18 protein-coding genes are annotated in these 25,147 nt (G+C 69.6%); 8 read left to right on the plus strand and 10 right to left on the minus strand.

The window, feature by feature from the left end; genetic code table 11:
* Window positions 1–135: 135 nt before the first annotated feature.
* The 7 genes from der to AB5S17_RS18715 form a co-directional block, all read right to left on the minus strand.
* Window positions 136–1,557 (minus strand): ribosome biogenesis GTPase Der, encoded by a 1,422-nt coding sequence (gene der / locus AB5S17_RS18685; RefSeq protein ID WP_369242194.1) that lies wholly within the window; start codon window positions 1,555–1,557, stop codon window positions 136–138.
* Window positions 1,558–1,604: 47 nt separating this feature from the next.
* Entirely contained in the window at window positions 1,605–2,813 is a 1,209-nt protein-coding gene (locus tag AB5S17_RS18690; RefSeq protein ID WP_369242196.1) for a tetratricopeptide repeat protein, read from the minus strand.
* Window positions 2,814–2,939: 126 nt separating this feature from the next.
* Window positions 2,940–3,518: an NnrU family protein gene (locus tag AB5S17_RS18695; RefSeq protein ID WP_369242198.1), complete on the minus strand. Its 579-nt coding sequence runs from the start codon at window positions 3,516–3,518 to the stop codon at window positions 2,940–2,942.
* Window positions 3,519–3,707: 189 nt separating this feature from the next.
* On the minus strand, window positions 3,708–4,094 hold the full coding sequence (locus AB5S17_RS18700; protein ID WP_369242200.1) for a metallopeptidase family protein: 387 nt from the start codon (window positions 4,092–4,094) through the stop codon (window positions 3,708–3,710).
* A gap of 167 nt (window positions 4,095–4,261) precedes the next feature.
* On the minus strand, window positions 4,262–7,780 hold the full coding sequence (locus AB5S17_RS18705; RefSeq protein WP_369242202.1) for an error-prone DNA polymerase: 3,519 nt from the start codon (window positions 7,778–7,780) through the stop codon (window positions 4,262–4,264).
* A complete protein-coding gene (locus tag AB5S17_RS18710; RefSeq protein WP_369242368.1) occupies window positions 7,777–9,459 on the minus strand; it encodes a DNA polymerase Y family protein in 1,683 nt (560 codons plus the stop codon). Before AB5S17_RS18710 ends, AB5S17_RS18705 begins: the two co-directional genes overlap by 4 nt.
* On the minus strand, window positions 9,422–10,204 hold the full coding sequence (locus tag AB5S17_RS18715; protein ID WP_369242204.1) for an ImuA family protein: 783 nt from the start codon (window positions 10,202–10,204) through the stop codon (window positions 9,422–9,424). The genes AB5S17_RS18710 and AB5S17_RS18715 overlap by 38 nt, the downstream gene beginning before the upstream one ends.
* Before the next feature lie 546 nt (window positions 10,205–10,750).
* On the opposite strand from AB5S17_RS18715, the gene AB5S17_RS18720 reads away from it, so the two are divergent.
* Both AB5S17_RS18720 and AB5S17_RS18725 read left to right on the plus strand, forming a co-directional pair.
* Window positions 10,751–12,643: a methyl-accepting chemotaxis protein gene (locus AB5S17_RS18720; RefSeq protein ID WP_369242206.1), complete on the plus strand. Its 1,893-nt coding sequence runs from the start codon at window positions 10,751–10,753 to the stop codon at window positions 12,641–12,643.
* Between the two features lie 177 nt (window positions 12,644–12,820).
* Window positions 12,821–14,350 (plus strand): DUF2235 domain-containing protein, encoded by a 1,530-nt coding sequence (locus tag AB5S17_RS18725; protein WP_369242208.1) that lies wholly within the window; start codon window positions 12,821–12,823, stop codon window positions 14,348–14,350.
* Window positions 14,351–14,488: 138 nt separating this feature from the next.
* Here AB5S17_RS18725 and AB5S17_RS18730 read toward each other — a convergent pair whose 3' ends face one another.
* Window positions 14,489–15,505 carry an LLM class flavin-dependent oxidoreductase gene (locus tag AB5S17_RS18730; RefSeq protein ID WP_369242210.1) on the minus strand — a complete coding sequence of 339 codons (1,017 nt, stop codon included), beginning with the start codon at window positions 15,503–15,505 and terminating at the stop codon, window positions 14,489–14,491.
* Window positions 15,506–15,808: 303 nt separating this feature from the next.
* Window positions 15,809–16,843, minus strand: a complete 1,035-nt coding sequence (locus tag AB5S17_RS18735; protein WP_369242212.1) for a LacI family DNA-binding transcriptional regulator — start codon at window positions 16,841–16,843, stop codon at window positions 15,809–15,811.
* 116 nt (window positions 16,844–16,959) lie between these two features.
* Here AB5S17_RS18735 and AB5S17_RS18740 point away from each other — a divergent pair, with 116 nt between their 5' ends.
* The 6 genes from AB5S17_RS18740 (at window position 16,960) to AB5S17_RS18765 (ending at window position 23,229) form a co-directional block, all read left to right on the plus strand.
* Window positions 16,960–18,204, plus strand: a complete 1,245-nt coding sequence (locus AB5S17_RS18740; RefSeq protein ID WP_369242214.1) for an ABC transporter substrate-binding protein — start codon at window positions 16,960–16,962, stop codon at window positions 18,202–18,204.
* 103 nt (window positions 18,205–18,307) lie between these two features.
* Entirely contained in the window at window positions 18,308–19,171 is an 864-nt protein-coding gene (locus AB5S17_RS18745; RefSeq protein WP_369242216.1) for a carbohydrate ABC transporter permease, read from the plus strand.
* Entirely contained in the window at window positions 19,168–20,115 is a 948-nt protein-coding gene (locus tag AB5S17_RS18750; protein ID WP_369242218.1) for a carbohydrate ABC transporter permease, read from the plus strand. Before AB5S17_RS18745 ends, AB5S17_RS18750 begins: the two co-directional genes overlap by 4 nt.
* 5 nt (window positions 20,116–20,120) lie before the next feature.
* Window positions 20,121–21,233 carry an ABC transporter ATP-binding protein gene (locus tag AB5S17_RS18755; RefSeq protein WP_369242220.1) on the plus strand — a complete coding sequence of 371 codons (1,113 nt, stop codon included), beginning with the start codon at window positions 20,121–20,123 and terminating at the stop codon, window positions 21,231–21,233.
* Window positions 21,234–21,265: 32 nt separating this feature from the next.
* Entirely contained in the window at window positions 21,266–22,030 is a 765-nt protein-coding gene (locus tag AB5S17_RS18760) for a sugar phosphate isomerase/epimerase family protein (RefSeq protein ID WP_369242222.1), read from the plus strand.
* A 17-nt stretch (window positions 22,031–22,047) separates the two neighbouring features.
* On the plus strand, window positions 22,048–23,229 hold the full coding sequence (locus AB5S17_RS18765; protein ID WP_369242224.1) for a Gfo/Idh/MocA family protein: 1,182 nt from the start codon (window positions 22,048–22,050) through the stop codon (window positions 23,227–23,229).
* Here AB5S17_RS18765 and AB5S17_RS18770 read toward each other — a convergent pair.
* The gene (locus tag AB5S17_RS18770) at window positions 23,205–24,914 is read right to left on the minus strand and encodes an HAD-IIB family hydrolase (protein ID WP_369242226.1); all 1,710 of its coding nucleotides are present in this window, start codon (window positions 24,912–24,914) and stop codon (window positions 23,205–23,207) included. The genes AB5S17_RS18765 and AB5S17_RS18770 overlap by 25 nt on opposite strands.
* Window positions 24,915–25,147 lie beyond the last annotated feature (233 nt).

Genomic DNA, 25,147 nt, shown 5'->3' on the forward strand with positions numbered 1-25,147 from the left:
GACGTCGCCCCGTTCGGCGTCCCACTACCGGCCCCTCTGCCGTCATTACGCCCCCGCGCCTGTCATTCAAATCCCAAATCTGTCAATGACGATCCCCCATTAACCTTGTTCTTTGGTTAACAGAGTGTGGTCATTTCAAGACGGGCGCTTGCGTCTGGATGCAAAGGGATTGTCCGACTTGCGCAGGTTGAGCCGGATCGGCACGCCGACGAGCCCGAAGCTGTCGCGTAAACCGTTGACGAGATAGCGGGTATAGGCCGAGCCCAGCGCTTCCGGGCGCGAGGTCGAGACGATGAAGGTCGGTGGCCGCGACTTGACTTGCGTCATGTATTTGACGTTCACGCGCCGGCCCGCGACGGCCGGGGGCGGATGATGCGCCACCATCTTGTCCAGCCACTGGTTGAGCTTGGCGGTGGTGATTCGCTTGTTCCAGATCTCGTGCGTGTCGGCGACGGCGCGCATCAGCCGGTCGATCCCCTCGCCGGTCTCGCCGGACACCGTGACCGCCTTGACCCCCCGGATCTGCGGCAGGAGGCGCCCGGTCTTCTCGCGCAGATCGGCGAGCAGCGCCTGTCGGTCCTCGACGAGGTCCCATTTGTTGAAGGCGATCACCGGCGCCCGCCCCTCGCGCTCGATGAGATCGACGATCGACAGGTCCTGGCGCTCGAAGGGGATGGTGACGTCGAGGACGATCACCACCACCTCGGCAAAGCGGATGGCGCGCAGCGCGTCGGCGACCGAGAGCTTCTCCAGCTTCTCCTGGATGCGCGCCTTGCGCCTTAGGCCGGCGGTGTCGAAGACCTTGACCTTGCGCCCGCGCCACTCCCATTCGACCGAGATGGAATCGCGGGTAATGCCGGCCTCCGGCCCGGTCAGCATCCGGTCTTCACCGAGGAAGCGGTTGATCAGCGTCGACTTTCCCGCGTTCGGGCGCCCGACGATGGCGATCCTGAGCGGCTTCGTCGGATCATAGACGGGCTCCGGCGCCTCGCCCTCGGCAGCGGTCGGCGCTGCCCCGGCGGCCGGGTCGTCGGCCTCATCCTCGTCCTCGTCCGCAAAGGCTTCGGGGCCCAGCGCCTCGACGATGGCGTCGCGCAGTTCGCCCATCCCCTCGCCGTGCTCGGCCGAGATGCCGACGGGCTCGCCGAGACCGAGCGAGTAGGCATCGATCAGTCCGGCCGCTGCGCCGCGCGCCTCCGCCTTGTTGGCGACGAGCACGACCTTGCCGCCCTTGCGGCGCAACAGATCGGCGAAGGCCGCGTCCTGCGGAGTGAGTCCGTGCTTGGCGTCGACGAGGAACAGCGACAGGTCGGCGGCGTCGATCGCCGCCTCGGTCTGCGCCCGCATGCGGCCTTCGAGCGTGTCGGCGGCGGCCTCCTCGAGGCCCGCCGTATCGACGATCTCGAAGGCGAGGTCCATCAGCTTGGCTTCGCCGGGGCGCCGGTCGCGGGTAACGCCGGGCCGATCGTCGACCAGCGCCAGGCGCCGCCCGACGAGACGGTTGAACAGGGTCGACTTGCCGACATTCGGCCGGCCGATGATGGCGATGGTGACCATGCCGGACCTCGGGGCTTGCGGGGCCCGTTCGTCGGGCACCTCGTTCGTTATTGTGCGGCGGGCGCGGGCGAAGCGCCAGCGGCTTGCGGGGGCGCGGTCTGGCCGGGCGCGGCCGGAGTCGTCGCCGCACCGCTCGTCGTCGACCGCGCAGCCGCGCCGCCGTTGTTCGAAGCCGGTGCAGGTGCGGGATTGACCGGCGCCGCCGGCTTGTCCGCGGTTCCGTCGGAAGAGCCGGCCGTCGCGGCAGGAGCCGGCGACGAGGACTGGGGCGCGACCGCCGGCTGTGGCTTCGCCGCCGCGTCGGCGGCGCCCGAGGCCGGTGCGGTCTGCTGGCTGGCGGCGGCGGGCGCGGTCTCGGCTTGCGGAGCGGCCGTGCCGGGCACGGAACCACCGGTCTGGCCAAGCTCCATGGTGGGCGTCGTCGGTGCCGTCTGATCCGCAGCGGCAGGCGCGGCCGGTACCGTCGACGCAGGGGTCCCGGCCGTTCCCGCAGCCTTGGTCGTCGGCGCGACCTGCGCGGGCGCGCTGGACGCGCCCGCCGCCGGAGCCGTCGCAGCGCCCTTCGCGGGAGCCTTCGGCTGAGCGCCGGCCGCCGCCGCCGGCTTGGCGCCGGAAATGAGGTCGAGCATCAGCCGGGCGCGGGTCGCCATGCCGTGCGGGGTGCCGGTGTCGTCGGCGAGCTGTTCGAAGAGCGGCTTCGCGGTGTCGATGTCGCCGGCCTTCCAGGCGGCGAGCGCCAGCGCCTCGCGCGCGGGAAACCGCAGCGGATCGCTGTCGCCGGTCAGGCGCTCGACACGGCTGCGGACATCGGCGAGCGACCCGGTGTCAACGAGGATGTAGGCGGCCCTGATGTCGGCCATGTCGCGCAAGGCCTGCGGCGCGTTCGGATCCTTCGCCACCTTGTCGAAGGCGGCGACCGCCTCCGCCTTCTTGCCCTCGTCGGAGAGCACCGAGCCGATGCTCATGCGCGCGAGGTCCGGATAGGGTCCGGTGTTATCGGCGGAAATCTTCTGCAGCGCCGCGATCGCCGCGTCCTTCTTGCCGTTCTGCGCGAGATCGAGCGCTGCGAGATAACGATCGCCCGCCGCGTTCGCCTGTTCGGCGCGATAGTGTTCCCAGCCGATGACGCCGGCGGTGATCAGGATGACGAGAACGGCCGCGGCGAGGACATAGATGCCGAACCGCGTCCACAGGGACCGCACGCGATCCTGGCGCAGTTCCTCGCTGACCTCGCGGAAAAAGGTATCGTCGCTCATGCCATCAACTCGTGCCGACCGTCTCGGGAAAATCGGCGCCGTCGCCCCGGCAATGGGTCGTCGCGCCAGTCATCCCGCGTCTTCTAACGATTTTTCGCGCGGTTGAAAGGGCAGACGACGGCGGTCTCACGGCAGAGGCGAGACGCCGAACAGCCACCGGTGCAGTCCGCCGACGAAGATGCCGGCAAGGACGAGGCCGATCACCACCGCGCCGATATCGCCGCGAACGCCTTTCGCCACCGGCTCGGTGCCCTCCCGGGCGGTGCGCCTCAGCGAACTCGCATAGTCGAGGAGCGCCCAGACGAAAGAGGCGCCGAAGAGGACGACGTCGGCGCTGGTCCCGTTGGACAGGAGGTGGCCGAAGGCCCAGAGCGCGACGCCGAGCACCATCGGATGGCGGACCGCCGCCTTGATGTGGCCGATCGGGCCGTAGGCGGAGGCGACGAGGATGAAGGCGATCGGCACGAGGGCCAGGGTCAGGTGGCGCAGGCCGGTCGGCGGGTCGTAGAGCGCGACCGCATTGTCGCGCGCGACGCCGTAGCCGTAGACGAGAAGGACGAGGCCGATCAGCGAGAGGACGGAGTAGGCGCCCTTGAAGCGGGCCTCGCCGAGGCGCGCCAGAGCTGTGGCGCGGCCGCCTTCAAAGAAGATCCGCAGCGAATGCAAGCCGAGGAAGACGATCAGCCCGGCGACCAGAATGTCCATGCCCGCACCCTTCCTCCGCCGACGATCCCGGCTCCCATCGGAGTGCCGACTCAAGATCATCGCAAGATTGCGGGCAGATGACGGCATGCGCCGGTGCCGGCAATGTGGCCTCGTGCCGCGGCGGACGGCAGGTGGCTGCCGCAAGCGGGCCCTGCATGCGTGCGGCGCCGTGGGCGGCGGTCGGCAACGTCAGTCGGCCTCGGCCTCCAGCGCCTCCATGTCGGCGTCGGAAAGGCCGAAGTGGTGGCCGATCTCGTGGACGAGCACATGCTTGACGATGTCGGACAGGGTGTCCTCGTGCTCGGCCCAGTAGTCGATGATCGGCCGGCGGTAGAGCAGGATGCGGTTGGTCATCGCGCCGGTGATCGGCACGCCCAGGTCGCCGATCGGCCGGCCCTCGAACAGGCCGAGGAGGTCGAACGGGTCCTCGATGCCGAGATGGTCCAGCACCTCGTCCTCGGCGAAGTCGGCGACGATGAAGCGGATCTCCCCGCACAGCGCCCGGAACTCCTCCGGCAGGTCCTTGTAGGCCTCGACCGCCAGGGTCTCGATGTCTTCCAGTGTCGGTGCGCGCATGGGTCCCGCCGTTCCTGTCCTTGCCCGCCGCGGCGCGGCGTCGCCGCCTATCTATGGTCGCGGGCGCGCCGGTTGAAGCCGTCGTCCGCACGGCCGGCCAATCCGCAGGTGCAGGCGTCGGTCTTCGTCCGAGCGGCCGTTGCCATACGCTTCCCTGCGATGAGCACTCACTGGAAGTTCCGCCCCTTGGGCAGAACCTGGCGCATTGCCGCGTCGGCGGGTCGTGCGGAAGCGGAGAGATTGGCGGCGGCGGCCATGCGCCTCTGCCGGTCGAGCAGCCGGCCGAGGCTGCGGGCCTCGTCCACCGGGCGGCGGATCTCGTCGGCCCGCGCCAGCGCCGCGCCGAGCGAGGCCGCGGCTTCCAGCGACTGCGCGATCTCGTCCTGCGAGACCGTCGGCACCCGGGCGTTGGAGGGCCGGCGCAGCGGCGCCCGCACGTGGTCGCCGGGCGCGATCGCGCCGGCGCTGAAGTCCTCGCCCGCGGCAAGGGGGCTGAGCATCGGCGTCAGGTCCTCCAGATGGTCGGCGACGACATGGATGACGCCGTGGTCGGACTGCATGCGTCCGGTCACCGCGACGAAGCGGGCGCCGAGCACCAGCGGACGGAAGCGCTCGAACATCTTCGGCCAGACGATGATGTTGGCAACGCCCGTCTCGTCCTCGATGGTCATGAAGATGACCCCGCGCGCCGAGCCCGGCCGCTGGCGGATCAGCACCAGACCGGCGACGGTGACGCGGGTTCCCGAGCGCAGGCGCTCCAGCGCCTCGGTCCGGATCATCCGCCGCCGCTCCAGCAGGCCGCGCACGAAGGAGACCGGGTGCGCCTTCAGGGACAGCGACAGGAAGCGGTAGTCGTTGATCACCTCCTCGCCCGGCAGCATCGGCGGCAGCTGCGCGTCCGGCTCGGCCTGCAGATCGCGCGCCGCCGCAGCCGCCCCCTCGAACAGCGGCAGGCGCTCGGCTGCGCCGTTGGGGTCGAGCGCCCGGCAGGCCCAGAGCGCGTCGCGGCGGGTCAGGCCGAGCGAGGCGAAGGCGTCGGCATCGGCGAGGCGTTCAATGGTGGAGCGCTTGAGGCCCGAGCGCAGCCAGAGGTCGCGGACGGAATCGTAGCCCGCCCCCCGCGCCGAAATCAGCGCCGCCATCTCCGCCTCGGCGAGCCCCTTCACCTGCCGAAAGCCGAGCCGCACGGCAAAGCGCGTGCGGATCTCGGGCGCCATCTCCAGGTGCCGCGGCTTGATGCGCGCCGGGTCGAAGCCGCCCTCCTCCAGCGTCTGGTCCCATTGCGAGGCGTTGACGTCGACGGGCCGGACGTCGACGCCGTGCTCGCGGGCGTCGCGCACGATCTGCGCCGGGGCGTAGAAGCCCATCGGCTGGGCGTTGAGGAGCGCTGCCGCGAAGACGTCGGGATAATGGCATTTCAGCCAGCAGGAGGCGTAGACCAGCAGCGCGAAGGAGGCGGCGTGGCTTTCGGGAAAGCCGTATTCGCCGAAGCCCTCGATCTGCTTGAAGCAGCGCTCGGCGAATTCCCGCTCATAGCCCCGCTCCACCATGCCCTCGACCATCTTCTTGTGGAAGGTATGGATGGTGCCGACCCGGCGGAAGGTCGCCATGGCGCGGCGCAGGCGGTCCGCCTCGTTCGGCGTGAAGCCCGCCGCGACGATGGCGATGCGCATCGCCTGTTCCTGGAACAGCGGCACGCCGAGCGTGCGGCCGAGCACCTCGCGCAGCTCCTCGCGCGGATAGGTTTCCGGCTCCAGCCCCATCTTCCGGCGCAGGAAGGGATGCACCATGTCGCCCTGGATCGGCCCGGGGCGCACGATCGCGACCTCGATGACGAGATCGTAGAACTTCTCGGGCTTCAGCTTCGGCAGCATGGTCATCTGCGCCCGGCTCTCGATCTGGAAGACGCCGAGCGTGTCGGCCCGCTGCGTCATCTTGTAGGTCGCCCTGTCGTCCTGCGCCTCGGAGAGCTGCGCGAGCGTCACGTGCTCCCCGTAGTGATCCCCGAGCAGCGCGAAGGCGCGGCGCAGGCACGACAGCATGCCGAGCGCCAGCACGTCGATCTTCAGGATCCCCAGCGCGTCGAGGTCGTCCTTGTCCCATTCGACGATGGTGCGCCCCTCCATGGCGCTGTTGAGGATCGGCACGACCTCGTCGATACGGCCGCGCGTGATGACGAAGCCGCCGACATGCTGCGACAGGTGGCGGGGAAAGCCGGCGAGTTCGGCGGCATAGTGCAGGACGTTGGCGGTGGTCGGATCGGCGGTGGAGAGGCCCGCGGCGGCGGCCTCGCGCTCGCCCATGTCGGAGGCGGAATAGCCCCAGACCGAGCCGGACAGCGCCGCGACCGCATCCTCCGACAGGCCGAAGGCTTTGCCGACCTCGCGCGCCGCCGAACGGGCGCGATAGGTGATGACGGTCGCCGCGAGGGCGGCGTTGTTTCGCCCGTAATGCTCGAAGATGTACTGGATCACCTCCTCGCGGCGCTCGTGCTCGAAGTCGATGTCGATGTCCGGCGGCTCGCGCCGGTCGGACGAGATGAAGCGCTCGAAGAGCAGGCCCGCGCGCTCCGGCGAGACCTCAGTCACGCCGATGCAGTAGCAGACGATGGAGTTCGCCGCCGAGCCGCGGCCCTGGCAGAGGATGCCCTTCGAGCGGGCGAACTCGACGATATGGTGGACGGTGAGGAAATAGGGCTCGTATTCGAGCTCGCCGATGATCGCGAGTTCGTGCGCGATCGTGGCCTTCACGCTGTCCGGCACGCCGTTCGGATAGCGCCACCTGGCCCCCGCCTCGGCGAGCAGCCGCAATTCCTCGGCGGGCGTTGACCCGAGCTTCAGCTCTTCGGTCGGATATTCGTAGCGCAGCGATTTCAGATCGAAGGCGAGTTCGGCAAAGAACCGGTCGGCGGCCTCGATCGCCTCGGGATGGGCGGAGAACAGCCGCGCCATCTCCTCGGCCGGCTTCAGGAAGCGCTCGGCGTTCGGCGACAGGCGGTGCCCGGCCGCCTCCAGCGGCACGTGCTCGCGGATCGCGGTCATGACGTCCTGCAGCCGGCGGCGCGCCGGCGCGTGATAGAAGGCGTCGTTGGTCGCAAGCAAGGGCGTGCGGCAGCGCCGGGCGAGCCGCGCCGCCCGCGCCAGCCGCCGCTGGTCGCGCCCGTCATAGGCCGGCGCCGCGGCGAGGCGGACACGGCCGGGAAAGGCGTCCTGCAGCGACTGCAGCGTCGCCGCCAGCCCCGCTTCGAGCCCGGCCACGCCATCCCCCTCGCCCGCCCCCAGCGCCGGCGGCGCGAGGACGGCCAGATTCAGCCCCTCGCCCCATTCCAGAAGGTCGTCGAGAAACAGCCGGCAGTCGCCCTTTTCGGTCCGCAGATTGCCGCGGCTGAGGAGCCGGCAGAGCCGCCCCCAGCCGGCGCGGTCGCGGGGATAGGCGAGGACGTCCGGCGTCGCGTCGGCGAACACCAGCCGCGCGCCCGGCGCGAAGGCGAGACCCGCCTCCTCCGCCGCCTGATAGGCGCGCACCACGCCGGCGAGCGTGTTGCGGTCGGCAAGGCCGATGCCGGCAAGCCCCAGCCGGTGCGCGGTGACGACCAGCTCCTCCGGCTGCGAAGCGCCGCGCAGGAAGGAGAAACAGCTGGCGACGCCGATCTCGGGAAAGCGCGGCGAAGCGGGAGCGGTCCTCATGCGAAGACCCCGTGCAGATACCAGCTCGGCTGCGGGTTCGGGAGCTGCAGTTCGGGATCGAGATCGGGATCAGAGCGGCCCTCGCGAAACAGCCAGTAGCGCCGGCCCTCCTCGTCCTCGACGCGGAAATAGTCGCGCATCGCCGCCCCGGGGTCGCGCCACCAGTCTGCGCCGATGCGTTCCGGCCCTTCGGCCCGGCGCACGCGGTAGAGCGCGCGGCGCCAGCGAAAGGAAATCGGCGCGCCGTCCGGCACGACGAAGCTCGCCTCGACCCGCTCGGGCACGGCGAGAAGCCGCACCGGCCGCGGCGCGAAGGCGGCCGGCGCAAAGGCCGCCGCGGCCGCCCCGCGCGCGCTCTCTCGCGCCGCATCCATGCCGACCGGGCGCCAGCATTCGACCCGCTCCGGCCGATGGCTCTCGACGGATGCGACTTTCAGCACCTGGGCGCGGCCGAGCCGGGCGCCGAGCCGGTCGACGAGGCCGATGAAGGCGTCCGCCGCGTCGTCCTCGCCGGAGAGGTCGGTCTGGACGTCCGGCATCGGCTCCAGCGCGAAGGCGGCGAGCTTGACGAGGTCGTACCCGAAGCCGGCGTCGAGTTCGTCGCCGACGCTCTTCAGCCGCTCGCGGAACAGCCGGCCGATGCGCTCCGGCCGGCGCAGCGGTCGCGCCGTGCCGGCAAGGATCCGGCTCACCACGCCGTCGACCCGGAACAGCGAGAGTTCCAGCCGGCGCGCCCCCGCCCCACGCTTCTCGAGATCGGTCTCCAGCCGGGCCGCGAGGAGGAGGAGCACGCGCTCGATGTCCTCGATCAGGCTGATCGGCTCGAACAGCCGGCGCTCGGCGGCAAGGTCCGGCACCGGGCGGCGCGGGCTGATCGGCCGGCGCGCCCGGCCCGACGCCTCGTCGAGCCTGAGGACGAGATGCTTGCCGAACCGCCGGGCGAGCCCCGCCCGCGGCAGGGCGAGCACCGCGCCGACGCTCTTCAGCCCGAGCCTGTCCAGCATGGCGGCCATCTCAGCTTCGAGCCGCAGCGCGCGCACGGGCAGCCGCGCCACCGCCCGCTCCTCCTTGCCGGCCGGCACGATGCGCTCGGCCGCCGTCCGCTGCGGCCCGCGCACCAGCGCCATCGCCGTCCCCGCCTCGCTCGCCAGCGCGGCGGCGGCGGCAAAACCCTGATGGAACAGGCGCGCGAGGAGATCGTCCATCAGCGCCGCCTCGCCGCCGAAGAGATGCGCGCAGCCGGAAATGTCGAGGACGAGCCCGTCCGGCAGGTCGAGCGCGACGAGCGGCGTGTAGCGGTCGCACCAGTCGGCGATCGCCTCCAGCAGCCGCCGGTCGGCATCCGGCTCGCTCGGGCGGGTGTCGAGATGGGGAAAGCGCGCCTTCGCCTCGGCAAGGCCGGTGCCGCAGGCAAGCCCCGCCGCCTCCGCCTGCTCGCAGAGGGCGGCGATGCGGTTCGCTCCGCCGAGGCTTTCATAGAGCGCCAGCGGCGCCACCTGCGACGGCTGGCCGGCGGGCGGACCGCCCGAACCACCGCCGCCGCACGGCTCGTAGCGCGCCCGGTTCGGCGGCGCGAAGGCTGCGGCAAAGCCGGCCCCGGCTTCCGCCAGACCGTTACCGCCCTCCACCGCCCCGGCGGGCTCAGGAGGCGCGGCGCAGCGCCAGGACCGGCCCAGCATCTCGCGCCGGATCCGGTCCGTCGACAGACGCGGCAGGTGGACGGCGAGATAGCGGCTCGGCACGGGCCGGGCGGACGAGACCGAAACGTCGCTCATCGCTGTTCCACTCCAGACGACAGTTCTGCGGACGGCCGTCGCGGGACTTCTCCACCGCGACGTCGAAGACCGGGCGGCCGATCAGCCGGGCCGCACCGGGAAGATCCTCGACCGGCGCGGCCGGACCCGGCCGGATGCGCAGCCGCATCGGCGCCGCGGTCGCCTGTGGGCGCGCACTCTGGCGCAGGAGCAGGAGCGGCACGCCGGCCTCGCGGGCCCGAAGATGCAGCCGGCGCGTGCCTTCGAGTTCGAGCCGCGCGGGATTGCCGCGCACCTCGAGGATCGCCGCCGCGAGCGCCGCGCAGGCCGCCGCCTCCTCCGCCGCCCAGGCGGCGTCGGCAAGGCGCCGCGCCCGCACCAGGACGAGCGCCGCAGGGTCGAGGCCGAAGCCCGCCAGCCCCGGCCCGTAGGGCAGCCCCGCCTCGGCGAAGGCGGCGCCGTCGGCGATCCACAGGAGCGGGCGGGCCCGCGCAGCGCCGAGGCGGATCGCGAGGCCCAAGGCGAAGCCGGCGAGCGTGCCGCCGTCGCGCGCCTCGTCGAGATGGATCTCGGTCAGACCGCGGGCCGGCAGCCCTCCGCCGAGCGCGGCGTCCGCCTCCGCCGAGCCGAGCGAGATCCGCCGCAAGGCTCCCTGCCGCAGTTTCGGCACAGCGGCCTCGGAAGGCCTCAGATCCTGCGACGGACCCGTCCCGGATCGCCCATCCCCGCTCTGGAGAGGACCGGCTGCCGCGCGCCGGCCCGCCTCTGCCGAATCCTGCGCCGCGGCGGGTGCCGCAGCATCGCGATGCGGCATCTCCAGCCGGCAGGCCGGCTCGCCCTCGATGGCGGCAATTTGTGCGCGCAGATCCGCAAGGGTTCGATTCCTATGGTCTCGCCCCTCCCACGCCGCAGAATGTCCGGAGCGTCGGGGCGTATCAGATGTCGGCAACAAGGATCGTGCAGCCATGCCAAGCTCCTTCGGCCGCACCTATTGCGGGGCCGTCATCGCATCCGAACCGGAATTGTTCGCTATTTGTTCCGATAGATTCCAGAGCGGATCGGCAGAGTCAATGGCATCGGAAGAAGCCTGCAATGAGATCGCATTCCTGACGCTCTTCCGCTACCCGTGAGGGATTTTCCCGTGGGGTATGGCATCTTTTTTAAGAGAACGACCTTCATAAGTCTCCCCGGTTTATCGGGAAGGGACGCCCTCCACATGCGTTGGAACGATCTTGCGACATCCAGAAAGCTGATTCTGGCGTTCGTGGCCGTCATCGCCACATCGCTCCTGGCCAATGCCCTGCTCTATGGATCCCTCAAGGCGATCAACCGGAGCTCGGACGGCAACGACCAGAGCTTCGAGCTCAATCTCGGCCTCGCCCGGATGATGCAGTCTGTCTACCAGCAGCAGAGCGCCGTGCGCGGCTACATGCTCAAGCCGGATGATGCCTATCTCCAGCAGTATAAGGACGCCAAGGCGGCCTTCGACAAGGAATTCCAGGCCTTCCAGCAGAACACCGTCTCGAAGGAACAGAAGGACCGCATCGTCGAGCTGAAGAACCAGATCGAGAACTGGCAGACCAACTCGGCCGACCTGCGCATCCAGCTCGCCGGCGATCCGGCGACCCGCGAACTGTCCGCCGGCATGCTGGGACAGGTGCCGCTCACCGACGCACAGACCATTCTCGCCGCGATCAACAAGACCGAACGCGCGCTCATCGACGAGCGGATCGCCGAGCGCCGCACTGCCAGCACCTCCGCGACGCTGACGCTGCTCGCCGGCGGCGGCCTTGCGCTGCTCATCGCGGCGCTGATGGGCTTCCTGTTGTCGCGCTCGATCGCGCGCCCGCTGATGGCCATGACCGCAGCCATGCGGCGCCTCGCCGACGGCGACAAGACGGTGAGCATTCCGGCGATGGGCCGCCGCGACGAGGTCGGCCGGATGGCCGGCGCGGTCGAGACCTTCAAGCAGGCCGCCATCGAGAAGGACCGGCTCGAAGCCGAGGCCGAGGCCGCCCGCATCGACCAGGAAGCGGCAAAGTCGCGGCAGGCAGCCCTCGACAACGCCAAGGCCGAGGACCTCCGGGCCTTCGTCGGCCTCGTGGAGGCGGGCTTCGACCGACTGTCCGGCGGCGACCTGACGGTGCGCATGTCGCAGACCGTCGCGCCGGAATTCGAGCCGATCCGCGCCAAGTTCAACGACAGCGTCGTGAAGCTGGAGAACGCGATCGGACAGGTGGTCACCGCCACCGGCCAGATCCGCATCGGCCTGTCCGAGATCAACACCGCCTCCGGCGACCTCGCCCACCGCACCGAGCAGCAGGCCGCCTCCATCGAGGAGACCGTCGCAGCGCTCTCCGAGATCACCAGCGCGGTCAACGAGACGGCGGCGGGCGCCGGCCGCGCCCAAGCCTCGGCGAGCGAGGCGCGCCGTGACGCCGAAAAGGGCGGCACGATCGTCGCCGAGGCCGTCGCGGCGATGGGGCGGATCGAGAAGTCCTCCGAGGAGATCAACCAGATCATCTCGGTGATCGACGAGATCGCCTTCCAGACCAACCTCCTGGCGCTCAACGCCGGGGTGGAGGCGGCCCGTGCGGGCGAAGCCGGCAAGGGCTTTGCCGTCGTCGCCCAGGAGGTGCGGGGCCTCGCCCAGCGCTCGGCGGAAGCCGCCAAGGAGATCAAGGAACTGATCAGCGCCTCGCGCCACGAAGTGGCGACCGGCGTCGACCGGGTCACCGCCTCGGGCCAGTCGCTGCAGGACATCGTCGCACGGGTCGGCGAGACGGCCGAGATCATCGCCCGGATCGCCGAAAGCACCGGCGAGCAAGCGACCAATCTGCGCGAGGTCGCCGCGGCCGCCGACCAGATGGACAAGGTCACGCAGCAGAACGCCGCGATGGTGGAACAGGCGACGGCCGCCAGCCAGACTCTGTCGAAGGAAACCGAGGAACTCGTCGAGCTGGTGGCGCAGTTCAAGACGACCGGCGGATCGTCCGAGGCGGAGAAGCCGGCGGCGCGGCCGGTGGTGCAGATGAAGGCGAGCGGCGCCTGGGGTGCCGTGCGCGCCGCCGCCGTCGCCTCCGACGAGGAGACGTGGGCGGAATTCTGAGACGGCGGGCGGTCCGCCGAAGCCGGAAAAACCACCTCGGCGACGCCCGCTTCCCGCAATCCCGGAAAGGGATGGCCCGCCCGTCCTGCACCTGCAATACATCTGCAGCGCGAGAAATCTTGCCGGATTTTCCCTAAGGGAATATAAATCGTCGCCATCTGAACCGACCGAGGTCCGATGGCGATGACCAACCTTGCCGTCTTCTGCGATGGAACCTGGAACACGCCGGACGATCTCGATCAGGGCGTGCCTGCTCCGACAAATGTCGTGCGCATGTACAACGCGCTGGCGGAGACCGACGCCGACGGCGCGGCCCAGAAGAAATACTACCATCCCGGCGTCGGAACAGACGGCGGTCTTGTCGATCGCCTCGTCGGCGGCGGCACCGGGGAGGGCCTCGACCAGAACATCATGAGCGCCTACCGCTGGCTGTGCGTCGAATACCAGCCGGACGACAGGATCTACCTCATCGGCTTCAGTCGCGGAGCCTACACCGTGCGCAGCGTCGCCGGCATGATCGCGCGATGCGGCCTGCTCGATCTCCGCGATCCGGCGCTCGACCATGACGTTGCCTGGAGAGATGTTCGCAAAGTCTTCGATGCCTATCGCAACAAGCAGGCCCCGAACAATCTCCAGGGAACCTACCACGGCGATGGCCCCGGCGCGGTGCCGATCCATTTCCTCGGCGTCTGGGACACCGTCGGTGCGCTCGGCATTCCCGACGACCTCGCCCTCCTGAACCTCCTCGACAGTCCCCGGAAGTACCAGTTCCACGACACCAGGCTGAACAGCCAGGTGCTTCATGCACGCCATGCCGTGGCACTTGACGAGATCCGATCGAGTTTCCGGCCGGCGCTGTGGTCGAACGTCGACAGCCACGCGGACGCCCGGCAGGTGTGGTTTCCGGGGGTTCATTCGGATGTCGGCGGCGGCTACAGCCGCACCGGCCTGTCGGACGGCGCGCTCCTCTGGATGATCGGCGAGGCCGAGGCACAGGGTCTGGCGATCCGGGGCAACGCTAAGCCTCAGATCGCGCCCGATCCTCTCGGCGTCCTCCACGATTCCCTCACCGGCGTCTTCAAGTCGCTCGAGACCCGGCCGCGCAGCACGCCGGAAATCAGCGAAGCGTCACGTGAGGCCGGCGTCCTCCACGAAAGCGCGCTGAGGCGCCAGCAGGACCCGCCGCTGACCCAACACCCCTACTGGCCGACGGATTCCCTGCAGACGCCGAGCGGGCGAAAGGTCGACATCTTCGCGCGGCAGACCTGGAACGACACCGGCATCTATCTCAGGGCCGGTCAGGGCTACAAATTCTCGGCGACGGGCCAGTGGGTCGACGGCTCGATGAAGTGCGGACCGGACGGGTTGGACGATGGCAGGTTCGAGCTCCGCGAGGCCGTGCATCTCGCTTCGGCCGGGTTGAGCTATCTCGAAAAGGCGTATCGGAGCGTGACCGGCAATCAGAGCGCAGAGGTCTGGTGGACCCGCCGAAACGACGACGAACGCTGGTTCGCGCTCATCGGCGTCGTCGCCAACGGCTACACAGAGGAGGACGGGACCGAAGTCGAGCACGAGGCCTTTTTGATCGGCACCGGCACGACCGTCACCCCGAAACGATCCGGCTATCTCTACTGCTATGCCAACGACACCTGGCAGACCTATGCGAACAACCGCGGCAGCGTATCGCTGACGGTTTCGCGCTCCTAGACGCCGACCTCCTGCAAGTACTGGCCGGCGGCTGCCGCGGCCGGCTCACAGGCAACGGCCAGTCCAGAAGCTCCTGCCCGGCCGCAGGGCCGGGCGGAGATGCCGGACGCAGCGATCCGGCCTGCCGTCATCGCCGCGTCAGCGCCAACCGAGGGCCGGCGCGACATGCGTCAGGATGGCTTCGATGACATGGGCGTTGTAGGCGACGCCCAGCTGGTTCGGCACGGTGAGGAGCAGCGTGTCGGCTTCCGCGATCGCCTCGTCGCGCTTCAGCTCCTCGACCAGCCGGTCGGGCTCGGCAGCGTAGGAGCGGCCGAAGATCGCCCGCATGTTGTCGATGACGCCGATCTGGTCGCTGTCCTTGCCGCGGCCGAAATAGGCCCGGTCCTCATCATTCACCAGCGCGAAGATCGAGCGCGAGACCGACACGCGCGGCTCGCGGGCGTGTCCCGCCGCCTTCCAGGCCTCCCGGTAGTGCCGGATCTGCCGCGCCTGCTGGACGTGGAAGGGCTCGCCGGTCTCGTCCTCCTTCAGGGTCGAGCTCTGCAGGTTCATGCCGAGCTTTGCTGCCCAGGCTGCCGTCGCATTGGCGCCGGAGCCCCACCAGATGCGCTCCCGCAGCCCCTCGGAATGCGGCTCGAGGCGCAGCAGGCCCGGCGGGTTCGGGAACATCGGGCGCGGGTTCGGCTGAGCGAAGCCCTCCCCCTTGAGGACGTCGAGGAAGACCTCGGCATGGCGGCGCCCCATGTCGGCGTCGCTCTGCCCCTCCTGCGGCTGATAGCCGAAATAGCGCCAGCCTTCGATCACCTGCTCGGGCGAGCCGCGCGAGATGCCGAGCTGCAGCCGTCCGCCGGAGATGAGGTCGGCGGCGCCGGCGTCCTCGGCCATGTAGAGCGGGTTCTCGTAGCGCATGTCGATGACGCCGGTGCCGATCTCGATGCGGCGCGTCTTCGCACCGACCGCGGCGAGCAGCGGAAAGGGCGAGGCGAGCTGGCGGGCGAAGTGGTGGACGCGGAAATAGGCGCCGTCGGCGCCGAGTTCCTCGGCCGCGACGGCGAGGTCGATCGACTGCAGCAGCGCGTCGCCGGCCGAACGGGTGCCCGAGTTCGGCGAGGGCGACCAGTGGCCGAAGGAGAGAAAGCCGATCTTCTTCATGGGGCGATCCTTTGCAGATGGTCTTGCCGGCAGGGGCACGGCGCGTCGGACATGCGGGTTCGAAATATCGGCGGCGCTACCGCGACACGCGGGGCAATTTCGCCCCGCCCGCCACCGCCAGCCGAGCCGGACGCCGGTCCGACGTCCCGGACAGGAATTCGCCGTTGCAGCCCTGTCCGCGGCCGAACGGCCGCCTTTCATGTACGGTGCCGGGCCGGGCCGGTCGACGCGGGCGACGGAAGACAGGCCGTCTACGCGCAGGCGACGTCCCGCGAAGCGGCAGCGCCCTTTCCCGCGGCGACGCTAGCGCGGCGCGGCGGTGCTGTCGCGCACCAGCAAGCGCCCCTGCATCAGCATCCGGTCGCGCCCGCCGAGGAGATCGGTGAGCCGGCCGCCCGCAAGGAGGTCGACGAGCAGCTTCGCCCCGGCGGCGCCGAGTTCGAAGCGTGGCTGGGCGATCGTCGTCAGCGTCGGCTCGCAGTAGTCCGCGAATTCGATGCCGTCGAAGCCGACCACCGACAGGTCGCCCGGCACTTTCACGCCGGCGCTCCTCACCGTCTTCACGAAGGCGATGGCGCTCTCGTCATTGCCGCAGATCACGCCCGTCGGCCGGTCCGCGAGGCCGAGATAGGCCTTCGCTCCGGCGACGCCGCCGGAAAAGACGTAATCGCCCGGATGCTCCACCAGCGCGTCTTCGCCCAGCCCCGCATCGCGCATGGCGTCGACGATGCCGCGATGGCGCATCGTCTCGTTGTAGTTGCCGGTCGGCCCGGAGAGATAGAAGATCCGCCGATGCCCGAGGTCCAGGAGATGCTCCACCTGCATCCTGGCCGCGCCGACGTCGTCGAGGAGGACCGGCGGCAGGCCGGGCACCTGAGGGTCGGCGCAGATCGCGACAGCCGGCAGGCCGGCGTCGAGGATCGAGCGGCCGGCGACCTGCGGGAGCTGCCCGGACGTCGTCAGCAGGCCCGCGAGATGGCCCGAGGTCGCAAGCTCGATCAGCCTGAGGTCGCGGTCGACGCCTTCCATATAGCCGGTGATCAGCACGTAGCCCGCCTCGGCGAGCGTGACGTCGATGCCGTGCAGCACTTCCGAGAAGAACGGCGGGTTCGAACGCCGCGGCACGATCACCAGGACGAGCTGCGAATTGCCCGCCCGCAGCTGCCGGGCGACGGAGTTCGGCGTGTAGCCGAGCGTCTTGACAGCTTCCATGACGCGGGCGCGGGTTTCCTCGCGCAGCTTCTCGGGCGCAGAGAGGGCGCGGCTGACGGTCGCAACGGACACGCCCGCCGCCTCGGCGACATCGCCGATTCGGGGCAAGCGCCTGATCTGGTTCATCTCTCACGACTTTCGGCACGATGGCAGGTTGAAGGGTCTTGTAATCGATTACCTTCTGTCGTACCATCCATGTAATCGATTACAGAGATCGCCAAGATCCGATCGTGGAGGAAATCATGAAGACGTTCATGCAAGCAATTCTTGCGGGGACCGCGCTCTGCCTGATGGCAGGCCCCGGCCTGGCACAGGACAAGCCCAAAGCCGAGGTCATGCACTGGTGGACCTCCGGTGGCGAGGCCGCGGCGATCAAGACCTTCGCGCAGGCCTATCAGAAGGCCGGCGGCGTGTGGGTCGACGACGCGACGGCCGGCGGCGAGAATTCCCGCGCGGCGGCGATCAACCGCATGATCGGCGGCAATCCGCCGACGGCGGCGCAGTTCAACACCGGCAAGCAGTTCGACGATCTCGTCAGCCAGGGGCTGATCCGGCCGATCGAGGATCTCGCCGAGAAGGGTGGCTGGAAGGACAAGATGCCGCCGTCCCTGGTGGCTGCAGCGAGCCGCGACGGCAAGCTCTACGCCCTGCCGATCGACGTCCACGGCCAGAACTGGACCTTCTATTCCAAGGACGTCCTGGCGAAGGCCGGCATCGACAAGCTGCCGGACAACTGGGACGATCTCATCCCGGCGCTGCAGAAGATCAAGCAGGCGGGCTTCACGCCGCTGGCGCTCGGCGGGCAGCCCTGGCAGGAGCACGTCCTGTTCAACTCGATCCTCCTGTCGGTCGGCGGCAAGGACCTCTACCTGAAGGTCTACCGCGACAAGGACGAGAAGGCCGTCCGCTCCGACGGCTTCCGCAAGGCGGTCGAGGTGTTCGGCAAGCTGCGCGGTCTCGTCGATGCCGGCTCGCCCGGCCGCAACTGGAACGACGCGACCAACCTCCTGATCACCGACAAGGCCGCCATCCAGGTGATGGGCGACTGGGCGAAGGGCGAGTTCACCAATGCCGGCAAGACGCCCGGCAAGGACTATGGCTGCACGATCGGCCTTGCCGACAAGATGCTGATGGTCGGCGGCGACGTCTTCGTCTTCCCGAAGGTCGACGACCCCGCCAAGAAGAAGGCCCAGGATCTTCTGGCCGAGACGATGATCTCGCCGGAGGCGCAGATCGCCTTCAACCGCGCCAAGGGATCGATGCCGATCCGCAGCGACGTCGACACCAGCTCGTTCGACGCCTGCGCGCAGAAGGGCCTGAAGCTCCTGCACGACAAGGACCGCCAGGTACCGGTCTTCGACATCCTGATCAGCGCCAGCCTGGTCGGCGCCGTCGACGACGTCCTGACGCAGTTCTGGAACAATCCGGACGCCAAGCCGGACGCGGTCGTCAACGGCTTCGTCGACGCCTTCCAGATGTACGGCTGACGCACGCCCGTCCGCTCTGCCGCTGTCGCCGGGCGCCCCGCCCGGCGTCTCAGCCATCCCGTCGAAAGGTCGCCCGATGAGGACGCGCGCCCCGCGTTTGCGCATGGCCACGCTCGTGCTCCTGCCGTTCTGGGCGGTGGTGCTCGCCGCCTATGTCGGCGCCATGCTCTGGACCGTGCAGATCTCCTTCACCGCCTCGAAGCTCTTGCCGGTCGACCGCTATGTCGGTTTTGCCCAATACGAGCGGCTGTTCGCCAGCACGCGGTGGATCGTCTCGCTGGAGAACGTCGCGATCTTCGGCGTCCTGTTCGTCGGCGGCTGCCTGGTCATCGGCTTCCTGCTCGCCGCCGCGCTCGACCAGCATGTGCGCTTCGAGAACACGCTGCGCACGATCTTCCTCTATCCCTACGCCATGTCCTTCATCGTCACCGGGCTGATCTGGCAGTGGCTGATGAACCCGACCCTCGGCATCCAGAAGGCCGTCCACGACTGGGGTTTCACCAGCTTCCGCTTCGACTGGGTGGTGGACCGGGACATGGCGCTCTACGCCCTGGTGCTGGCCGGCCTGTGGCAGGCCTCCGGCCTCGTCATGGCGCTGATGCTGGCGGGCCTGCGCGGCATCGACCCGGAGATCTGGAAGGCGTCGCGGGTCGACGGCATTCCGCCCTGGCGGGTCTATCTCTTCGTCATCGTCCCGATGCTGCGGCCGCTGATCGTCACCGCGGTCGTGCTGCTCGCGATCAGCGTCATCAAGGCCTACGACCTCGTCGTCGCGCTGACCAATGGCGGGCCGGGCATCGCGACGGAACTGCCGGCGAAGTTCATCATGGACAACCTCTTCCTGCGACAGAACATCGGCCTCGCGACGGCTGCCGCCACCGTCATGCTGATCACCGTGGCCGCGGTTCTCGTGCCGTGGATCTACGCCGAATATTTCCGCAAGGCGCGCGCCAGGGGGACCGCATGACGCTTGATGCGACGCCCGCCGAGGCTCTGCCGGCCGCAGCGCGCTTCTCCGATCCGACCCGGGAGCAGTCGGGCCCGCGCGGCCGGCGGCCGCCCCGGCTGACCGTCGGCCGGGTCGGCCTCTACGCCTTCCTCGTGGTCGCGGCGGCCTTCTTCCTGCTGCCCGCCGTGATCATGATCCTGACCTCGCTGAAGACGATGGACGAGATCCGCCAGGGCTCGATCTTCGCCCTGCCGCACGGCTTCGACCTCTCCGCCTGGATCAAGGCCTGGTCCGGCGCCTGCACCGGCCTCAACTGCCGCGGCATCAGCGTCGGCTTCTGGAACTCCGTCGCGATCACCTTGCCGAGCACGGTGCTGTCGATCGGCGCCGGGGCGATCCTCGGCTACGCCCTGTCCTTCTGGCGGGTGCGCGGCGCCGACCTCCTCTTCGCGATCCTCCTGCTCGGTGCCTTCCTGCCCTATCAGATCTTCATCTATCCGATGGTCCGGGCCTTCTCGACCCTCGGCATCTACAACACGCTCGGATGCATCGTGTCCGTGCACGTCATCTTCGGCCTGCCGATCATGACGCTGATCTTCCGCAACTTCTATGCCGGCCTGCCGCTGGAACTGTTCAACGCCGCGCGGGTCGACGGCGGCGGCTTCTGGCGGATCTTCTGGAGCGTCATGCTGCCGATGTCGACGCCGATCCTGATCGTCGCCGCGATCCTGCAGATCACCAACATCTGGAACGACTTCATCCTCGGCCTGGTCTTCGCCGGCCGGGAGAACCTGCCGATGACGGTGCAGCTCAACAACGTGGTCAACTCCACCACCGGCGTGCGGGCCTACAACCTCAACATGGCGGCGACCATGCTGACCGCCGCGGTGCCGCTCGCCGTCTACTTCGTGTCCGGCCGCTGGTTCGTGCGCGGCATCGCAGCGGGAGCCGTCAAGGGATGAACCAGATGAGCCCAACGCAGCAGTTCGTCGCCGAGCCCTCCGTCTCCGTGCGCGACCTCGCCATCGCCTTCGGCGCCCACGAGGTGATCTCCGGCCTCGACCTCACGATCGACCGCGGCGAGTTCCTGGTCCTGCTCGGGCCCTCCGGCTGCGGCAAGTCCACGCTGCTGAACGCCATCGCCGGGCTGATCGACATCGCCGACGGCGAGATCTGGATCTCCGGCGAGAACGTCACCTGGGCCGAGCCGAAGGACCGCGGCATCGGCATGGTGTTCCAGTCCTACGCGCTCTACCCCCGCATGTCGGTGGAGCAGAACCTCTCCTTCGGCCTGAAGATCGCCGGCCTGGCGAAAGCCGAGATCGCCGCGCGGGTGGAGAAGGCGGCGTCGCTCCTGCATCTCACCGAGCTTCTGAAGCGCAAGCCGGCCGAGCTGTCCGGCGGCCAGCGCCAGCGCGTCGCGATCGGCCGGGCCCTGGTGCGCAATGTCGACGTCTTCCTGTTCGACGAGCCGCTGTCGAACCTCGACGCCAAGCTGCGCAACGAGCTGAGGGTCGAGGTGAAGAAGCTGCACCAGCGGCTCGGCAACACGATGATCTACGTCACCCACGACCAGGTCGAGGCGATGACGCTGGCGGACCGGATCGCGGTGATGCGGGCGGGCGTGATCCAGCAGCTGGCGCCGCCGCAGGAGATCTATCGCCGCCCGGTCAACCGCTTTGTCGCGGGCTTCATCGGCTCGCCCGGCATGAACTTCTTCGACGGCGAGATCGTGCGGGCCGGAGACGGGCTGGCCGTCGCGCTCACCGACGAGCGGGTCGACCTCGAGCGCTATGCCTTTGCCGAGCCCGTCGAAGCCGGCCGGCCGGTGACCTTCGGTCTGCGTCCGGAGCACATCGCCATCGGGCAGTCGCGCCCCGGGCACGTCGAGGCGACCGGCCGGGTGGAGATCGTCGAGCCGATGGGCGCCGACACCATCGTCTGGACCCGCTATGCCGGCCACCCGCTGACCATCCGCACTGACGGCGAGAGCCGGGTGCGCGCCGGCGATACCATCACCTTCTCCTTCGACCCCGCCGCCGCCTGCCTGTTCGACGCGGCCAGCGAAGCCCGTCTCTGACCTTTCAGCTCCAACCGAAGGCCTGTTCCGCGATGGCACTCACCACTCTCCTCTCCTTTCAGCTCTATTCGGCGCGCAACGCGCCCGAGGATGCCGACGTCCTCGGCACGCTCGCCGCCGCCGGCTACACCAATGTCGAGACCTTCGGGCCGAACTACGAGGACCCCCAAGCCTTCCGCCGGCGCCTCGACGAGGCCGGCCTGACGGCCAGGAGCGGGCACTTCTCGCTGGCGATGATCGAGACCGAGTTCGACCGGCTCGTCGCCACCTGCCGGGCGCTCGGGACCGAGATCGTCGTCGCGCCCTTCCTGCCGGCCGAGGACCGGCCGACGGACCGGGGGGGCTGGGAGGCTCTGGGGGAGCGCCTTACCGGCCTCGCCGCCAATTGCGCCGACGAAGGCCTGCGCTTTGCCTGGCACAATCACGACTTCGAGTTCAAACCCCTCCCCGACGGGAGCCTGCCGATCGAGCACATCCTGACCGACGGCGTCCTGTGGGAAGCCGATGTCGCCTGGATCGTGCGCGCCGGCGCCGCCCCCACGACCTGGCTCACGCGCTATGCCAGCCGGATCGTCGCGGTGCATGTGAAGGATATCGCGCCCGCCGGCGAAAACGCCGCCGAGGACGGCTGGGCCGATGTCGGGGAAGGCACCGTCGACTGGGACGCGCTGTGGCCGCTCTCGGTTCGCTGCGGCGCCTCGCTGATGGTCGCCGAACACGACAACCCGTCGGACTACGCCCGCTTCGCCCGCGTCAGCGCCAAGAAGATGTCCGCCCTCGCCGCGGCGAACGGCTGAACAGGAAGAACCTCCCCATGTCCATGCGCATCGGCCTCATCGGCTGCGGCAACATCTCCGACATCTATCTTCTGAACGCGGAGCGGTTCCGCGACATCGACTTCGTCGCCTGCGCCGACCTCAAGACCGAGGCGGCGGAGCGGCAGGCCGCGAAATACGGGATCGCCGCGACGAGCGTCGACGCGTTGCTGGCCCGCGACGATGTCGACATCGTCCTCAACCTGACTGTCCCGGCGGCGCATGCCGAGGTGTCGCTGGCCGCGCTCGAAAACGGCAAGCACGTCTACTCGGAAAAGCCGCTGGCAACCTCCGTCGCCGACGGCCGCGCGATCCTCGACGCCGCCCGCAAGCGGGACCTTAGGGTCGGCTGTGCGCCCGATACCGTCCTCGGCGCCGCCATCCAGGAGGCGCGGCGGCTGATCGATACCGGCGCGATCGGCAGGCCGCTCCTCGGCCTCGCCTCCGTGCTCTCGCACGGCATGGAGCACTGGCACCCGGACCCGACCTTCTTCTTCAAGCCGGGCGGCGGGCCGGTCTTCGACATGGGGCCCTATTACCTGTCGACGCTGGTCAACCTCCTCGGCCCGGTCGAAAGCATTCAGGCCACGGGCCAGATGGGCTTTGCGGAACGGACGGTGACCAGCGAAGGATCGCCGATCCGGGGCCGGACGATCAAGGTCGAGACGCTGACCACCGTCCAGGCGCTGCTGAGCTTCAAGAGCGGGGCGCAGGTGACCTTCCTCGCCAGCTGGGACGTGTGGAACCACGGCCTTCGCCCGATGGAACTGCACGGCACCGAGGGCTCGCTGCGAGTGCCCGATCCGAACTGGTTCGGCGGCGAACTGGAAGTGGCGCGCGAGCGCGGCGACTGGACGAAGACAAACGTTGCGGATCGCGTCCTCGGCGCCGCGAACTGGCCCCCGGAACGGCGGGAGCACGCCAATTACCGCGGCGCCGGCCTCGCCGAGATGGCCCGCGCGATCGGCGAGGGCCGGCCCCACCGCGCCAATGGCGATGTCGCCCTCCACGTCCTCGCGGTGATGGCCGGCATCCTGGAGGCCGCGACGACGGGGCGCACGGTCGCCGTCGCCGAAGGCTGCGAGAGGCCCGCGCCGCTCCCGCAGGCGGACGCCGCCGCGCTGCTGGCGGAACCGGCCGCCACGCCGAACGGCCGTCACGCCCCGGCCGGCGCCGCGTAGCGCCGCCAGACGGCCTTGCGCATGCGCCGGCGGCTCTCCTGCGGCGGCAGCGCCTTGTCGCCTTCGATCCGGGCGGCTTCCACCGCCAGGTCCTCGTCGCGGATCACGTTTCGGAACCAGGCGGAATAGTCGCCGGCCCGCAGGTGATGGTCCCAGGTCGCATCGTCGACGTCGGCCGCGACGTCGAGGAACTGGTAGAGGTTGCGCGCCGGTCGGTTCATCGCCTTGTGCGGGCCGCGGAAGTAGAAGCTGCGGAACGAGCCGACATCGCCGACGGCATATTTGCCCCGGTGGCGGCGGTGGATCTGAACCGGCGCCGCCACCGCCACGCGGGCCGGCGGCTCGCCCGAGGCCGGGCGCCAGTAGAGCACCTCGCCCTCGCCGCCCGCCGGAATTTCGGCCGGCAGCGGCGCACCGAGCGCTTCCGCGACGGCGCCGAGCGTGTCCTTCACGTCCTGCCCCAAGACGATGACGGAGCCGAGCCGGCGCAGGGCATCGTGCGCGAGAGCGTGCGGATAGGCGGTCACGAGAATGGTGCCCGCGGAGCCTTCCATCGCCGCGGCCCGTTCGCCCTCGGCACCCGCAGGGAACGTCTCGTGGGCCTCGTCGACCACCAGCCAGTGCGGCCGTCCGGTGCGGGCGCGCAGGCGCGCGATCTGCGTCAGCATCACCGCCGACAGCGATCGCCGCTCATGCAGCGGCAGCGCCTGTGTGTTGACCACGAGGTTGACCGAATCGTCGTGGAGCAGCTTCAGCGCCTCCGCCGCCGGCGGCGCGAGGCGCAGCGTGCCGATGAAGACGGCATGGTCGAGGTCGATGTAGTCGCCCTCCGGGTCGATCACGCAGAACTCGAAATGCTTCTCGGCCATCCGTTCGGTCAGTGCGGTGGCGAGGCTGGACTTGCCGGAGCCCGAGCCGCCGACGATCAGCACGCTGCCGGAATAGGGCGTCAGGCACACGTCCCGCCCCTGCCGGTCAGTCCCAAGCACGATGCCGTGGCGCCGGATCGGCGCCAACGCCGCGTCGTCGCGCATCATCCGGCCCGCGAGTTCGGCGACGCCGGCGCCGTGGTCGCCCGCGAGCACGAGGTCGGCGCTCTCCTTGACCGCCGGCACCGCGTTCGCGACGGCAGCGCCGCAGCCGCTGGCGGAAAACAGCGCGTGATCGTTCTCGGCGTCGCCGACGGCCACCACGTTGTGCGCGGAGAGTTCGAGGTCGCGCAGCGCGGCGAGCAGGCCGGAAGCCTTGTTGATGCCGGGCGGCAGGATCATGATCGCGCCCTTGTTGAAGACGATCTGCAGTTCCAGCCCGGATTCGCGGATCGCATCGAGCACGGCGCCCTGATGCGGCTCCCATGTCGCGACGATGCCGCGGCCGACCGAGATCGGGCCGACGTCTCGCTGCCGCAGCGCTTCGACGAAGCTGGCCGGCGGCGGCGGCGCGAGCAGTTCCTCGAGGCCGGTGTCGGGGTTGAAGAGGAGCGCGCCGTTCTCGGCGACGACGCGGTCGAACAGCGCCATCTGCGGGAAGATCCGCCGAAGGTCCGGAAGCTCGCGGCCGGTCACGAGGATCAGTCGCCGGCCGCTCGCCTTCAGCTGCTGGAGCGCGTCCAGGGTCTCGGCCGCGACCACGCCGTCATGCGCCAGAGTGCCGTCGAAATCGGTGGCAAGAGCGAGGAAATACAAGGGACCACACCTCGGCGGATCATCGGGACGTTCCCCTGAGCCTGTCTCGCCTTGCGCGCGACTGCCTTGATCTTTGGCAAAGCCGCGCTCTCCCGTCGTTCCGCGAGAGGGAGGGTGCCGCGGACCGCCGTCGGCTCGACCGCCCCCTTTTCCGTCCGCAACCTTGCGCAGACCGCCGGCGGGCCCTGCGGAGATTGACGCACGTCAAGGCGCGCGCGCGACTGCCGCCGCAG

Origin of the sequence: Jiella sp. M17.18 (assembly GCF_041027365.1) — a bacterium.
Lineage (GTDB): Bacteria > Pseudomonadota > Alphaproteobacteria > Rhizobiales > Rhizobiaceae > VKMB-3413.